The 14,717-nt window shown below is 63.7% G+C and carries 8 protein-coding genes; 1 reads left to right on the forward strand and 7 read right to left on the reverse strand.

Going from position 1 to position 14,717, the window contains the following annotated elements; all coding sequences use genetic code 11:
• Positions 1-49: 49 nt before the first annotated feature.
• Positions 50-595, reverse strand: coding sequence for an MgtC/SapB family protein (locus tag ACQKEN_RS06220; protein WP_427684447.1), 546 nt, complete (start codon positions 593-595; stop codon positions 50-52).
• 234 nt (positions 596-829) lie between these two features.
• Between ACQKEN_RS06220 and mapR the strand changes: the two genes are divergently transcribed.
• Positions 830-2,269: a GntR family transcriptional regulator MpaR gene (gene mapR / locus ACQKEN_RS06225; protein WP_427684449.1), complete on the forward strand. Its 1,440-nt coding sequence runs from the start codon at positions 830-832 to the stop codon at positions 2,267-2,269.
• 296 nt (positions 2,270-2,565) lie between these two features.
• Here mapR and ACQKEN_RS06230 read toward each other — a convergent pair whose 3' ends face one another.
• The 6 genes from ACQKEN_RS06230 to ACQKEN_RS06255 form a co-directional block, all read right to left on the reverse strand.
• Positions 2,566-3,312 carry an SDR family oxidoreductase gene (locus ACQKEN_RS06230; RefSeq protein ID WP_427684451.1) on the reverse strand — a complete coding sequence of 249 codons (747 nt, stop codon included), beginning with the start codon at positions 3,310-3,312 and terminating at the stop codon, positions 2,566-2,568.
• A 48-nt stretch (positions 3,313-3,360) separates the two neighbouring features.
• The gene (locus ACQKEN_RS06235; protein ID WP_427684453.1) at positions 3,361-5,451 is read right to left on the reverse strand and encodes a putative bifunctional diguanylate cyclase/phosphodiesterase; all 2,091 of its coding nucleotides are present in this window, start codon (positions 5,449-5,451) and stop codon (positions 3,361-3,363) included.
• 125 nt (positions 5,452-5,576) lie between these two features.
• Complete coding sequence (locus tag ACQKEN_RS06240; RefSeq protein ID WP_427684590.1) at positions 5,577-7,055, reverse strand: efflux transporter outer membrane subunit; 1,479 nt, start codon at positions 7,053-7,055, stop codon at positions 5,577-5,579.
• A gap of 8 nt (positions 7,056-7,063) precedes the next feature.
• Entirely contained in the window at positions 7,064-10,171 is a 3,108-nt protein-coding gene (locus ACQKEN_RS06245) for an efflux RND transporter permease subunit (RefSeq protein ID WP_427684455.1), read from the reverse strand.
• 94 nt (positions 10,172-10,265) lie between these two features.
• Positions 10,266-13,361 (reverse strand): MdtB/MuxB family multidrug efflux RND transporter permease subunit, encoded by a 3,096-nt coding sequence (locus ACQKEN_RS06250; RefSeq protein WP_427684457.1) that lies wholly within the window; start codon positions 13,359-13,361, stop codon positions 10,266-10,268.
• The gene (locus ACQKEN_RS06255; protein ID WP_427684592.1) at positions 13,358-14,698 is read right to left on the reverse strand and encodes an MdtA/MuxA family multidrug efflux RND transporter periplasmic adaptor subunit; all 1,341 of its coding nucleotides are present in this window, start codon (positions 14,696-14,698) and stop codon (positions 13,358-13,360) included. Before ACQKEN_RS06255 ends, ACQKEN_RS06250 begins: the two co-directional genes overlap by 4 nt.
• Positions 14,699-14,717 lie beyond the last annotated feature (19 nt).

Here is a 14,717-nt window from a genome sequence, read left to right on the forward strand (position 1 = left end):
GGGAAGGCGTCAGCAGCGGCACCCTCAATACCCCAGAATGACCGCCGGTTTACGGCTCCTGCGCATCGCCACCCGTCTTGCGGGCCGGGTCATGTGCACGTTCTTCCGCCGATTCGACGCGGCTGACGATCATCGGCATCAGGCTGAAGATGCCCAGCGCCAGCACCGTACTCAGCACCGCCGTCATCTCCCTGCCCATCCCGGCCGCGATGCCAATGGCCGCGGTCATCCACAAACCCGCCGCCGTGGTCAGCCCCTTCACCTGAGTGGCATTGAGCGCGTCACCCTTGAGAATGGTCCCGGCGCCGAGAAAGCCGATCCCCGCCACAATGCCCTGCACCACTCGACTCAGTGCAGCGTCGTCGGCACCGGCCATGCGCGGTACCAGCACAAACAGTGCAGCGCCCATGCACACCAGCATGTGCGTTCGAACCCCGGCGGCCTTGCCCTTGTGTTCCCGCTCGAACCCCAGAATGCCGCCCAGAAGCGCCGCGATGACCAGGCGTATGGTCACGCGGGTGATCTGCCCGGCATCGGTGATATCAGAGAACTCGGCCTGCAGTGTGTCCACGACTTCTTCCCACCAGGCATTCATCAGTGCATTCCCCTCAATGTGCGTCAGTGCGGTATGGACCGCACCGGGGGCCGAGAGTGCGGGAGGCCCGCATCGAGAATCAGCGGCTGATCCGGTAGTTGGCTGCCCATCTGCATCTGTACTAATCCGCAGGCAGCGGGCATATTCCGACCCTGCAGCCGGACCCTCCGCCCTTCCCGCCGGCCGGCACCCCATGGCTGCTGTACCCCGGGAGCCACTCACCGCGAGTCCACCATGAAGCGTTATGAAAAGTTTGCCGATGACATTGCCGAACTGATTCGCACCGGGGTGCTGGCGGCGGGGCAGCGTGTGCCGTCGGTGCGCTACGCCAGCCAGACCCACGGCATCAGTCCCTCCACAGTATTCCAGGCGTACTACCTGCTGGAACGTCGAGGCCTGATCCGGGCGCGGCCGCGTTCCGGCTACTTCGTCAACGACAGCATCCGCCTGCAAGGCCTGAGTGACGACGCGACAGCGCGGGATGCGGGTCCCGCCCCCCAACTGAGCGAATCCACCGAAGTGGACGTCAGCGACCTCGTGTTCTCGGTGCTGGAATCGATCAAGGACCCCAACATCGTGTCATTCGGCTCAGCCTTCCCCAGCGCCGGGCTGTTCCCCTTGCAGCGCCTGGCCCGCTCCCTCGCCAGCGCCACCCGCGACATGGACCCGCGCATGGTGGTCAGCGACCTGTCGCCGGGCAATCCGGCCCTGCGCCGGCAAATCGCGCTGCGCTACATGGTCGCCGGGCAGATGTTGCCCATGGACGAACTGCTGATCACCAACGGCGCCCTTGAAGCCTTGAATCTGTGCCTGCAAGCGGTGACCGAGCCCGGCGATCTGGTGGCCATCGAGGCGCCGGCGTTTTACGCCTGCCTGCAGGTGCTTGAACGGCTGAAGCTCAAGGCGGTGGAAATCCCGGTCCACCCGCAACACGGCATTGACCTGGCGGTGCTTGAACAGGCGCTTGAGCGATACCCGATCAAGGCCTGCTGGAGCATGACCAGTTTCCAGAACCCCACCGGCGCAACGGTGCCTGAGGCGCGCAAACGGGAACTGGTGGAGTTGCTGCGCAAGCACGAGGTGCCGCTGATCGAGGATGACGTATACGCCGAGCTGTACTACGGGCAGCACGCGCCGAAACCGGCGAAGGCGTTCGACACCGAAGGCCTGGTCCTGCATTGCGGCTCGTTCGCCAAGAGCCTCGCGCCGGGTTATCGGGTGGGCTGGGTCGCTGCCGGGCGATATGCGCAGAAGGTCGAGCGGCTGAAAATCATGACTTCGCTGTGCGCCTCCATGCCGGCCCAGGCCGCCATCGCCGATTACCTGCAACACGGCGGTTATGACCGGCACCTGCGCAAGCTGCGCCATAGCCTGGAAGATCAGCAGCGCGCCATGCTCGGCGCCATCGCCCGGTATTTCCCCGCGCAGACCCGCGTCAGCCAGCCTACCGGCGGGTACTTTCTCTGGGTTGAACTGCCGGACCAGATCGACTCGCTGAAAGTGTTTCAGGCTGCCCTCGCCCAGGGCATCAGCATCGCGCCCGGGCCAATGTTCTCGCCGACGCGACGTTTCAAGCCCTTCATCCGCCTGAACTACGGCAGCCCATGGGGAGAAACGTCGGAACGGGCAATGGAGACGCTGGGTAAGATCATTCGGTCGATGATGGCTGGCTAAAACATGCCTGGCAGTATCGAAACGGGGTCAGGGCAGAAACGTGATGGCGCCGCGGTGATGGTTTTTGATTCGGGCAGGCAGCGCTGATGGCTTCTGATTCTGGCCGAAGGCCGTAGGAGCGTGGCTTGTCCCGCGATCGGCTGCGCAGCAGCCGTTGCCCGCGGAGCGCAACAGATCCTCCTGATAGGCCGCGTTCAATGGGTTCGCTGCCGCTGCGCGCCAGATCGCGGGACAAGCCACGCTCCTACAGATCGTTTCTCGATCCGGAAAATGCACGGGTCAGCGAGACCGGGCTGTCAGCGGCCGCCGCCCAGATCAATGAACGACCCCGTCGAATACGACGCCTTGTCCGACAACAGCCACAGAATCGCTTCCGCCACTTCCTCGGCCAGTCCGCCACGGCCCATGGGAATGGTCGGTTCCAGCTTGCTGACGCGCTGGGGGTCGCCGCTCAGGGCGTGGAATTCGGTGAAGATGTAGCCAGGGCGCACGGCGTTGACCCGAACGCCCTCGCCCGCCACTTCCTTGGCCAGCCCGACAGTGAAGGTGTCCAGTGCGCCCTTGGACGCCGCATAGTCGACGTACTCGCCGGGGGATCCGAGCCGTGCGGCGACCGACGACACATTGACGATGCTGCCGCCGCGCCCACCGTGGCGGGGCAACATCCGCAGCAGCGCGTGCTTGCTGCACAGCATCGGCCCGACGACGTTGCTCATCATGATCTTCAGCAGACGAAACTCGGACATCGTGTCCAGCCGCGATGCCTCGCCCACCGTACCGGCGTTGTTCACCAGCGCGGTGATCCGCCCCATCTCGGCATCGACCCGGGCAAACAGACGGATGATCTCGTCTTCGTTGCTGACATCAGCCTGCACCGCGATGGCCTGCCCGCCCGATTCGCGAATCTTCCCGCACAGCCGCTCCGCCGAGGCGTGATCGGACAGGTAGTTGATGCACACGCGATAACCCTGCGCTGCGGCCAGAACCGCCGTGGCGGCCCCGATACCCCGGGAGCCGCCCGTGATGAGGAGATTTTTATCCATAAATGTTCCCAGTCGATCAATGCGTGGAGGTGGGATGGGCATTAACACTCAATCGGCAACTGCACTGACTTGATGCCGCGCGGCCTCGATGTCTGCCATGAACCGTTCGGCCGGCAGCGGATAACCCAGCAGGTAACCCTGCAACGAGTCGCAGCCCAGCCGGGTCAGGAAACTCTGCTGGCTGGCGGTCTCGACACCTTCGGCGACAATGCGCAGGTTCAACGCCTGGCCCAGCGCCACGATGGCCGAGACAATGGCCGCGTCATCGCTGTCGTGCTCAAGGTCGCGGACGAAACCGCGGTCGATTTTCAATTCGTTGGCGGGCAGCCGTTTGAGGTACATGAGGCTGGAGTAGCCGGTGCCGAAGTCGTCGATGGACAGGTCGACGTGCATGTCCGAGAGCTTCCGCAGCACGGTCATGCTCGCATCGGCGTCGCTCATGGCAGTGGTTTCGGTGATCTCCAGGGTCAGGCAGTTGGCCGGCAGACCGTGGGTCGCCAGCGCGTCCGCAACCGTATCGACCAGCCCGACATGGCTGAACTGCAACGCCGACAGGTTCACCGCGATGCGCCAATCGGTAAAGCCGCTGTCGTACCAGCGCTTCATCTGCCGGCAGGCCTCGTGCAACACCCACTCACCGATGGGGATGATCAGGCCGGTTTTTTCCGCCAGGGCAATGAATTTGTCCGGCATCAGCAGCCCGTGCTGCGGGTGATTCCAGCGCACCAGCGCTTCGGCGCCGACCGGCAGGTGGGTGCCCGCAGAGAACTTCGGCTGGTAATGCAGACAGAACTGCCCTTCGCGCAGCGCAAGGCGCAGGTCCTGCAACAGCTGCAGCTGATTGCGCGCGTTGGTGTTCATCGAGGCATCGAAAAAGCTGTAGCCGTTCTTGCCGGCGTTCTTGGCGTGGTACATCGCGGCGTCGGCGTTCATCAGCAATTCCTGCTGGGTGCGGCCGTTGCCGGGGTACAGGCTGATGCCAATGCTCACCGTCACCTGCAGATCATGTTCCTGCACGCTGAACGGCTGGCTCACCAGCGACACCTGGCGAGAGGCGACGCTGACCGCCTCTTCGGCGTCCTCCAGCTCGACCAGCAGGACGAACTCGTCACCGCCGATGCGCGCCAGGGTGTCATGGCGATGGAAGTTCTCGCGCATACGCACGGCCACTGCACGCAGGAGCTGGTCACCGACGTGGTGACCGAACGCGTCGTTCACCGGTTTGAAACCGTCCAGATCCAGAAACATCAGGGCGAACGCGCTGCCCTGGGCATCGGCCTTGCGCATGGCCTGATCGATGCGATCCGCCAGCAGAATGCGGTTTGGCAGCCCTGTGAGGTTGTCGTGCAGGGCCAGTTGGGTCAGCTCGCGATTGGCCTCCTTCAGCGACAGCGACAACTGAGCGGTACGCGACTCCAGGCGAGCGTCGAGCACGGAGGTCAGCAGCGTGATGCCGAGCACGGCGAGACTGGTGACCAGCACCAGTTTGTCCAGGCCGTTGGTGTGCAGGCCGTTGAGCGTGGCGCCGCAAAAGCTGCCATCAGCGAAGTTTGCCGCGCTCATGCCGGTGAAATGCATGCCGAGAATGGCGAACCCCATGATCACCGCCGCACCCGCGCGGGCCAGCCGAACGTAAGGCGTCTGGCGGCGCAACCGCACCGCAATGGCCAGCGCTACGGCCGAAGCACTGACGGCGATCAACAGCGAGAGGCCGAACAGCGCGGGGTCGTAATCGATGCCCGGCTGCATGCGCATTGCCGCCATGCCGGTGTAGTGCATGGCGCTGGTGCCGAGCCCCATGACCACGGCACCCAACAGCAGGTGCAGCAGCGGCACGCGCTCGTGACTGACCAACCACAGGGCGAAGCCTGAGGAAAAGATCGCGATGACCAGCGAGAGCGCCGTCAGCGGGATGTCGTACGCCAGCTGGATCGGCAGGTTGAACGCCAGCATGCCGATGAAGTGCATGGACCAGATGCCCACGCCCATGGACAACGCGCCACCGCCCATCCACAGGCCACGCGCCCGCCCGCTGGCCGAGGCAATGCGCCCGGCCAGATCAAGGGTTGTATAGGACGCGAGTATCGCGACCAGGAACGAAATCAAAACCAGCGAATAGGTGTAATGGCCGATCAACATGGGCTGGCTCTAAGCTCAACGGATTACGGCCTTTCAGCCCTGATCAATTCGGCGGCGATTGTACCGAAATTCCCGTGAAAGTCCCGTCACTCCGTCGCAAAGATGGCACATCGCTAGTTAGGGCGCTATCGGTCGGAGACTTCGGTGCCCGCTGTCAGTCCGGTCGCGGCGTCCCAACCGCCGCCCAATGCCGCAATCAACTGGGCGCTGGCGACCAATCGGCTTTCCAGCACGTTCAGCACACTGCGTTCGTTGCTCAATGCCGTGGTCTGCACGTTGACCACGTCCAGGTAGCCGATCAAGCCGGCTTTGTACTGGTTGTTGGTGAGGCGCAGGGAATCACGGGCCGATTGCAGCGCTTCGTCGCGCACCCCGGCCTCTTGCTCATACACGCGCAACTGGGCCATGTAGTCCTCCACTTCCTTGAAACCGTCGAGCACGGTCTGGCGGTACTGCGCAACGGTCTGGTCGTAGACCGCTTCGGTGCGGTCCACTTCGGCAGCGCGCTGGCCGCCGTCGAACAGGGTCATCGCCAGTTGCGGGCCGACCGACCAGAAGCGATTGGGCAGCGAAATCCAGTTGCTGACGGTGCTGCTGCTGTAACCGCCGCTCATGCTCAGGGTCAGGTCCGGGTAATAGGCGGCCTTGGCCACGCCGATATTGGCGTTGGCGGTCATCACCGATCGCTCGGCGGCGGCGATGTCCGGGCGGCGTTCGAGCAATTGCGACGGCAGTTGGGCCGGGATCTGCGGCACCGCCGGAATCGACGTGGTCGCCGCGAGGCTGAAATCCGCCGGCGCCTGGCCCATCAGCACGGCAATCGCGTTTTCGAACTGGGCGCGCTGCCACTGCAGATCGATCAGGTCAGCCTGGGTGCTCTTGAGTTGGGTCTGCGCCTGGGCGGTGGCATCGCGACCGGAAATCCCGGCGCGGTACTGGTTCTGGGTCATGGTCAGCGAGCGCTGATAGGCATCGACGGTCGCTTCGAGCAGGCGCTTCTGCTCGTCGATCACCCGCAGTTGCAGGTAGTTCTGTACCAGCTGCGATTGCAGGCTCAGGCGCATCGACGCGAGATCGGCGAGGCTGGCCTGGGCGCTGGCCTTGTCGGCCTCCAGCCCGCGGCGCAACTTGCCCCACACGTCGGCTTCCCAACTGACGCCCAATTGCGCGTTGTAGGTATCACGAATGCCGCTGCTGGAACTGCTCAGGCTCGAACTGCTGCTGCCGGTGCCCTGGCTCGAACGGTTTTTGCTGGTGGTCAGGTCCAGTGTCGGGAAGAACGCGCCCCGCGCACTGCGCACCAACGCGGCGGCCTGGCGGTACTGCGCCTCGTACTGCGCCACGGTCTGGTTGGACGTGTTGAGTTTCTCCACCAGCGAGTTGAGCTGGGCATCGCCATAAATTTCCCACCACGCGCCGCGGGCCATCGCGTCACTCGGGTTGGCCTGGGTCCAGCCTTCGGCCTGCTTGAAGTGCGCCGGGGTCGGCATGTCCGGCGTCTTGTAATCCGGGCCGACGGCGCAGGCACTGAGCAGCAGCGCGCATAAGGCGACGCCAAAGCTTTTGTGAAACGGCAACGTCCGCTGTGGGCCAGGCGCTTTCATCGAGTCGTTCATAGCGGAGTGTCCAGGGCAGCATCCGTCTGCACACCGCGCCACTTGTTGAAACGATGGCGCAGACGGTCGAGATAAAGGTAAACCACGGGCGTGGTGTACAGCGTGAGGATCTGACTGAGGATCAGGCCGCCGATGATGGTCAGGCCCAGCGGCCGACGCATTTCGGCACCTTCGGCGCTGCTGAGCAGCAACGGCACGGCGCCGAGGATCGCCGCCAGCGTGGTCATCAGAATCGGCCGCAGCCGTTGCAGGCAGGCGTTGCGAATGGATTCCACCGGGGTCATGCCGCCCTGACGCTCGAGCTGCAAGGCGAGGTCGATCATCAGAATCGCGTTCTTCTTCACCACGCCGATCAGCAGGAACAGCCCCAGCAACGAGATCAGGCTGAACTGCCCGCCCGTGAGGTAGATGCTCAACAGCGCGCCGACCCCCGCCGACGGCAGCGTCGAGAGGATGGTCAGCGGGTGAATGTAGCTTTCGTAGAGAATGCCCAGCACCAGGTACACCGCCACCAGCGCACCGAGAATCATCCACGGCTGGCTCTTCTGGGTGGCGGCGAAGGCGTCGGAGGTCCCGGCCATCTTGGCGATCACGTCCTCGGGCAGGCCCACCGCCGCGACGGCGCGTTCGATGGCCGCGTTGGCCTGGTCGAGGGTGACGCCATCGGCCAGGTCGAAGGAGATGTTTTCCGAGGCGAACTGGCCGTCGTGGCTGACCCGGTCGTCTTCCAGGCTGCGCTCGTAACGGGCGATGGTCGACAGCGGCACCCGCGCGCCATCGGCCGTGATCACCTGGACCTGCTCCAGCGTGGTCGGATCGAGGGCGTATTTCGGGTTGACCTCCATGACCACCTGATACTGGTTCAGCGGGTCATAGATGGTCGACACCTGGCGCTGGCTGTAGGCGTTGTTCAGCACGGTGGTGACCATGTTCATGTCGATGCCCAGGCGCTTGGCCGCATCACGGTCGACGATCAGGGTCACCTGTTGGGTGCCGCCGCCGTCGTTGGCATCGATGGCGGTTAATTCCTTGAGCGACTTCAGTGCCGCGACGATCTTCGGATACCACAGGCGCAGGGTTTCCAGGTCGCCGCTTTGCAGGATGTACTGATATTGCGAGGTGGTCTGCTCGCGGCCGCCGCCCAGTTGCAGGTCCTGATCGGGTTGCAGGAACAGTCGTCCGCCCGGCACCAGGGGCATTTCCTTGCGCAGGCGCTCGACCACTTCCATGGCGCCGATGTTGCGCTCCTTGATCGGCTTCAGGCGCACGATGATGAACGCGTTGCCGGTGCCGCCGTTGCCGCCGATGAACCCCGCGACGCTCTCCACCGCCGGGTCCTTGAGGATCGCCGAGCGGAACGTGTCCATCTTCGGCTGCATCACCGAGAACGACAGGCCGTCATCGCCCCGGACAAAACCCATCAACTGGCCGGTGTCCTGCTGCGGCAGGAAGGTTTTAGGCACCACAACGTACAGCGCGACGTTGCCGACGATGGTCAACAGCAGCGTCAGCAGGGTCAGGCGCCGATGGCGAAGCACCCAGCGCAGGCTGCGGTCGTAACCGGCGACCATGCGATCATTGACCCGCTGGCTCCAGCGCTGCAGGCGGTTTTCCGTGCCTGGCACGTGGGGCTTGAGCCAGCGCGCGCAAAGCATCGGCGTCAGGGTCAGCGACACCACCAGCGAAACGACGATGGACACCGACAAGGTGATGGAAAACTCGCGGAACAGGCTCTCCACCAGGCCGCCCATGAACAGGATCGAGACGAACACCGCCACCAGCGACACGTTCATCGACAGCAGGGTGAAGCCGACTTCCCTGGCACCCAGGTACGCCGCTTCCATGGGCGGCACGCCTTGGTCGATGTGCCGGGAAATGTTCTCCAGCACCACGATGGCATCGTCGACCACCAGCCCGGTGGCGAGAATCAACGCCATCAGGGACAGGTTGTTCAGGGAGAAGCCGTACAGGTACATGATCGCGAAGGTGCCCACCAGCGACACCGGCACCGCCAGGGTCGGAATCAGCGAGGCGCGGAAATTCCCCAGAAACAGGAACACCACCAGAATCACCAGCACCACGGCAATCAGCAGGGTCATCTCGGCTTCGTGCAGGGTGGCCTTGATCACCGGCGAGCGGTCCATGGCCAGGTCGAGTTTGACGCTGGCCGGCAGCACCGCCTGCAACGCCGGCAACTGCGCCTTGATCGCCGCCACGGTTTCGATGATGTTGGCGCCCGCCTGACGGTTGATCACCAGCAGCACCGCGGCCTTGTCATTGAAGAAGCCGCTGTTGTAGCGGTCCTCCACCGAATCCTTGACCTTGGCCACATCCTTGAGCCGCAACGCCGCGCCGTTGGCGTAGTGGATGATCAGCGATTCGTAATCCTTGGCCTTTTCCAACTGGTCGTTGGCCTGCACCTGCCAGTTGTGCTCGCTGTTCTCCACCGAGCCTTTCGGCCGGCGCACGTTGGCATTGGAAATGGTGGTGCGCACTTCATCCAGCGACACGCCGTACTGCGACAGCAGTTTGGGCTCCAGCTCGACGCGCACGGCAGGCAGCGAACTGCCGCCGATCTGCACCTCGCCGACGCCGTTCACCTGGGACAGGCTCTGGGACAGAATCGTCGACGCCATGTCGTAGAGTTCGCCCTTCTCCAGCACGTCGGAGGTCAGCGACAGCACCATGATCGGCGCCTGGGACGGGTTGACCTTCTTGTAGGTCGGCATGCTGCGCATCCCGCTGGGCAGCAGGTTGCGCGCGGCGTTGATGGCCGCCTGCACTTCCCGCGCAGCACCGTTGATGTCGCGGTCCATGTCGAACTGCAGAATGATCCGCGTCGAGCCCTGACTCGAACGGCTGCTCATGGTGTTGACCCCGGCGATCACCCCGAGGGAGCGCTCCAGCGGCGTCGCCACGCTCGATGCCATGATTTCCGGGCTGGCGCCAGGCAACGAGGCGCTGACCACGATCACCGGAAAATCCATGTTCGGCAGCGGCGACACCGGCAACAGACCGAAGCTCATCCCGCCCAGTAGCATGATCGCCAGACTCAGGAGCATGGTCGCCACGGGGCGTTTGATGAAGGGCCCGGACAGATTCATGGGCGGGAGCTCCAAGCGGCAAGCTTCAAGCTGCAGGCGAAACAGCGGCGAACTCCCCTCTTGTAGCTTGCGGCTTGAAGCGTGTCGCTGCCGGTCATGCCACCACCTCGGTCTTGTCCGTACGACGGAAACGACGCCCCAACCGATCAAAGTACAAATAGATGACCGGCGTGGTGAACAGCGTCAGGACCTGGCTGACCAGCAGCCCACCGACCATCACCAGACCCAGGGGCTGGCGCAGCTCGGCGCCTGAGCCTGAGGCGAACATCAGCGGGATCGCGCCGAACAGTGCCGCCAGCGTAGTCATGAGGATGGGCCGGAAACGCAGCAGTGCCGCCTCGTAGATGGCGGTCTGCGGATCGATGCCGCGGTTGCGTTCGGCGTCGAGGGCGAAGTCGATCATCATGATCGCGTTCTTCTTGACGATGCCGATCAGCAGGATGATGCCGATGATGGCGATCATGCCCAGATCATTGCCGCTGATGATCAGCGCCAGCAGCGCACCGATGGCCGCCGACGGCAGGGTCGACAGAATGGTGATCGGGTGGATGTAACTCTCATAGAGCACGCCCAGCACGATGTACATGGTGATCACCGCCGCCAGCACCAACAGCAATGTGCTGGACAGCGAGGCCTGGAAGGCTTCGGCCGCGCCCTGGAATTCCGTCTGCACGCCGATCGGCATGCCGATGTCTTTCTGCACCTGCTCGATGACCTCTACAGCCTTGCCCAACGCGACACCGGGCGCCAGGTTGAACGACATCATCACCGCCGGAAACTGGCCAATGTGGGCAATCGCCAACTGCGCCTGACGCTGTTCGACCCGGGCCAGACTGGACAGCTTGACCTGCCCGCCGTCGGTGGTCTTGACGTGAATCTGCTCCAGCGCCTCGGGACCCAGTTCACTGCGCGAGTCCGCCTGCAATACCACGCGGTACTGGCTGGCCTGGGTGTAGATGGTGGAAATCTGCCGCTGCCCGAAAGCGTCATACAGCGCGTCGGTGATGTTGGCGACGGTCACGCCCAGCCGGCTGGCGGCATCGCGGTCGATATTGAGGAACACCTGCAAACCCTTGTCCTGCAGGTCGCTGGCGACATCGGTAAGTTCCGGACGCTGAACCAGCGCCTCCACCAGTTTGCCGCTCCACAGGTTGAGCAGGTCGGCGTCCGGCGAGGACATGCTGAACTGGTACTGGGTGCGACTGACGCGGTCTTCGATGGTCAGGTCCTGCACCGGCTGCATGAACAGGCGAATGTCCGACAACTGATCGACTTCAGGCTGCAGACGCTGGATCACTTCAGACGCGGTGACATCCCGCTCGCCGTGGGACTTGAGATTGATCAGCATGCGGCCGCTGTTGAGGGTCGCGTTGTCGCCGTCGACGCCGATGTAGGACGACAGACTGGCGACCGCAGGGTCCTTGAGGATGATTTTAGCCAGGGCCTGCTGACGCTGGCTCATGGAAGCGAACGACACCGATTGCGGCGCTTCGGAAATGCCCTGGATCACGCCGGTGTCCTGTACCGGAAAAAAGCCCTTGGGCACGGCCAGATACAGCAACACGGTGATCCCAAGGGTAGCGACGGCGACCAGCAGGGTCAGCGGCTGATGCTTGAGCACCCACTGCAACTTGCGCCCGTAGGCGGCCACCAGCCAGTCGATCCACGCGCCGCTGGCCCGGTAAAAACGGCCCTGCTCTTCTTCCTTCGGCTCACGCTTGAGCAAGCGCGCGCACATCATCGGCGTCAGCGTCAGGGACACGACGAGGGAAATCAGGATCGCCACCGCGAGGGTTATGGCGAACTCTCGGAACAGGCGCCCGACCACATCGGCCATGAACAACAGAGGAATCAGCACGGCAATCAGCGAGATGGTCAGCGAGATCAGCGTGAAACCAATCTGCCGCGCGCCCTTGAGCGCCGCCTGCAACGGCGTCTCGCCCTCCTCCAGGTGCCGGGAAATGTTCTCCAGCATGACGATGGCGTCATCGACCACGAAGCCGGTGGCAATGGTCATCGCCATCAATGTCAGGTTGTTGACCGAGAAGCCGGCCAGGTACATCACGCCGAAGGTGCCGATCAGCGACAGCGGCACGGCCACCGAGGGAATGATCGTCGCGCTGAAGCGCCGCAGGAACAGAAAGGTCACCAGCACCACCAGCACGATGGAGATCATCAGCTCGTGTTGCACATCGCTGACCGAGGCGCGGATGGTCTGCGTGCGGTCGGTCAGCACGGTGACATCCAGCCCGGCGGGCAGGTTCTCGGTGATGCTGGGCAGCAGCGCCTTGATCCGATCGACCACGTCAATGACGTTGGCGCCCGGCTGACGCTGGATGTTCAGCAGCACGGCCTGGTTTTCGTTGGCCCAGGCGGCAAGGCGATCGTTTTCGGCACCGTCGACGATCTCGGCGACGTCCTTGAGCCGCAACGGGCCGCCATTGTTGTACGCCAGAATCAGATTGGCGTACTCCTCGGGGGACTTGAGCTGGTCATTGGCGTCGAGCATCGACACCCGCGTCGGGCCGTCGAAATTACCTTTGGGCGTGTTGACGTTGGAAGCACTGACCAGCGTGCGCACGTCCGCCAGATTGAGGCCGTTGGCCGCCAGTGCCTCGGCGTTGACCTTGATCCGCACCGCCTGGCGCTGGCCGCCGGCGATGGTGACCATGCCCACTCCGCTGATCTGCGCGATCTTCTGCGCCATGCGCGTATCGACCAGATCGTTGAGTTTGGGCAGCAGCATGGTTTTCGAGGTAATCGCCAGCGTCAGCACCGGCGTGTCGGCCGGGTTGACCTTGTTGTACGTCGGGGGTGCCGGCAAGTCGTTCGGCAGCAGGTTGGTCGCGCCGTTGATCGCCGCCTGCACTTCCTGCTCGGCGACGTCCATGTTGATGTCGAGGCTGAAACGCAGGGTGATGACCGAGGCGCCGCCGGAGCTGGTCGAGGCCATCTGGGTCAGGCCCGGCATCTGGCCGAACTGGCGTTCAAGGGGCGCGGTTACGGCACTGGTCATCACTTGCGGACTCGCGCCCGGGTACAGCGTCATCACCCGGATGGTCGGGTAATCCACCTGCGGCAGCGCCGACACCGGCAGCAGTGTGTACGCGATCAGACCGGCCAGCACGATGGCCAGCATGCTCAGCGTCGTGGCGACCGGCCTGAGGATGAACAGGCGCGACAGGTTCATACGTTGCCTTTCTTCGCCGTCTCGGCATCTGCCGACTCACCGGGCTCCTTGGCTGGTTTGCCCTGCAACTGCTGCCCAGGCGTGGCCGGAACATCCTTGCTGTCGTTAACCACGTCCACGGCGCTGCCGTCTTTCAGGCGGTCGGTGCCTTCGAGCACCACACGGTCACCGGCCACCAGACCTTCGGTAATCACCGTGGCGTTCTCGTCGCTGGGCCCGGTCTTGAGCGCGCGAATGCGCACGGTCTTGTCGCCGTCCATCACGTACACGAAGGTACCGTTGACGCCAAACTGCACCGAGGCCGACGGCACCAGCACCACGTTTTTCAGGGTGTTGGCAAGCAGGCGTGCGTTGACGAACTGATTGGGAAACAGCGCTTCGTCGTCGTTATCGAAACGCGCCTTGAATTTCAGCGTGCCGGTGGTGATGTCGATCTGGTTGTCGATGCTGGCAAGCACGCCGGTGGCCTGCAGCTTCAGGTCTCCGCGATCCCACGCCTCCACCGGCAGCTTGCCGCCACTGCGATAGCGGCTGAGCACCTCGGCAAGGTCTTTTTCCGGGAGCGTGAAGTTGACGGTGATCGGCTTGGTCTGGGTGATGACGACCAACGGGTTGGTGTCATTGGCGGCCACCAGGTTGCCGACGTCCAGCTGGCGCAGACCAATGCGGCCCGATATCGGTGCACGGATCTGCGAGAACTCCAGGTTGAGCTTGGCGTCACCCACGGCCGCCTGATTGGTCTTGATCGTGCCCTGATACTGGCCCACAAGGGATTCGGCCGTGTCCAGGGTTTGCTTGGCGATGCTGTCTTCTTTGTACAGGCCCCGATAACGCTGTACGTCGAGTTGAGCATTCTTGAGCAGCGCCTGGTTCTGCATCAGCGTGCCTTCGGCCTGTTGCAGGGCAATCTGATAGCTGCGCGGGTCGATCACCGCCAGCAGATCACCGGCCTTGACCTGTTGGCCTTCCTGGAAATTGATCTTCATCAATTCGCCCGCCACACGGCTGCGCACGTTGATCGTGTTCAGCGCCGTCACGGTGCCGAGGGCTTTGTAGTAGATGGGAAAGTCGCCGGTGGTCGCGGCTGCCACCCGCACCGGCACCGGAACGGTCGAGCCACCGAACCCGGGACGCTTGGCCACCGCCTTGCCGTTGCCGCCGCTGCGGCTGGCGCTGGTCTGGGCCTGATCGCCATTCTGCGCGGTGGCGTTCGGTTGCGACGCAGAACCCGGCCAGAAGCGCCAGCACAGGCCGGCGACGATCAACAAAACCAGCAGGCTTATCAGCCAGCGACGGGAATTACGGGGGCCAGACGATTGCATGAATAAATCAACCAGTGTGCGCGTGAGCGTCTTC

This window comes from Pseudomonas sp. NPDC078416 (genome assembly GCF_050268485.1).
Lineage (GTDB): Bacteria > Pseudomonadota > Gammaproteobacteria > Pseudomonadales > Pseudomonadaceae > Aquipseudomonas.

What these genes read in the sequence shown, in the direction of transcription:
- ACQKEN_RS06230 (WP_427684451.1), bottom strand. Translation starts at nt 3,312, where the DNA reads ATGGATAAAAATCTCCTCATCACGGGCGGCTCCCGGGGTATCGGGGCC.
- ACQKEN_RS06245 (WP_427684455.1), bottom strand. Translation starts at nt 10,171, where the DNA reads ATGAATCTGTCCGGGCCCTTCATCAAACGCCCCGTGGCGACCATGCTC.
- ACQKEN_RS06250 (WP_427684457.1), bottom strand. Translation starts at nt 13,361, where the DNA reads ATGAACCTGTCGCGCCTGTTCATCCTCAGGCCGGTCGCCACGACGCTG.
- ACQKEN_RS06220 (WP_427684447.1), bottom strand. Translation starts at nt 595, where the DNA reads ATGAATGCCTGGTGGGAAGAAGTCGTGGACACACTGCAGGCCGAGTTC.
- mapR (WP_427684449.1), top strand. Translation starts at nt 830, where the DNA reads ATGAAGCGTTATGAAAAGTTTGCCGATGACATTGCCGAACTGATTCGC.
- ACQKEN_RS06240 (WP_427684590.1), bottom strand. Translation starts at nt 7,055, where the DNA reads ATGAAAGCGCCTGGCCCACAGCGGACGTTGCCGTTTCACAAAAGCTTT.
- ACQKEN_RS06235 (WP_427684453.1), bottom strand. Translation starts at nt 5,451, where the DNA reads ATGTTGATCGGCCATTACACCTATTCGCTGGTTTTGATTTCGTTCCTG.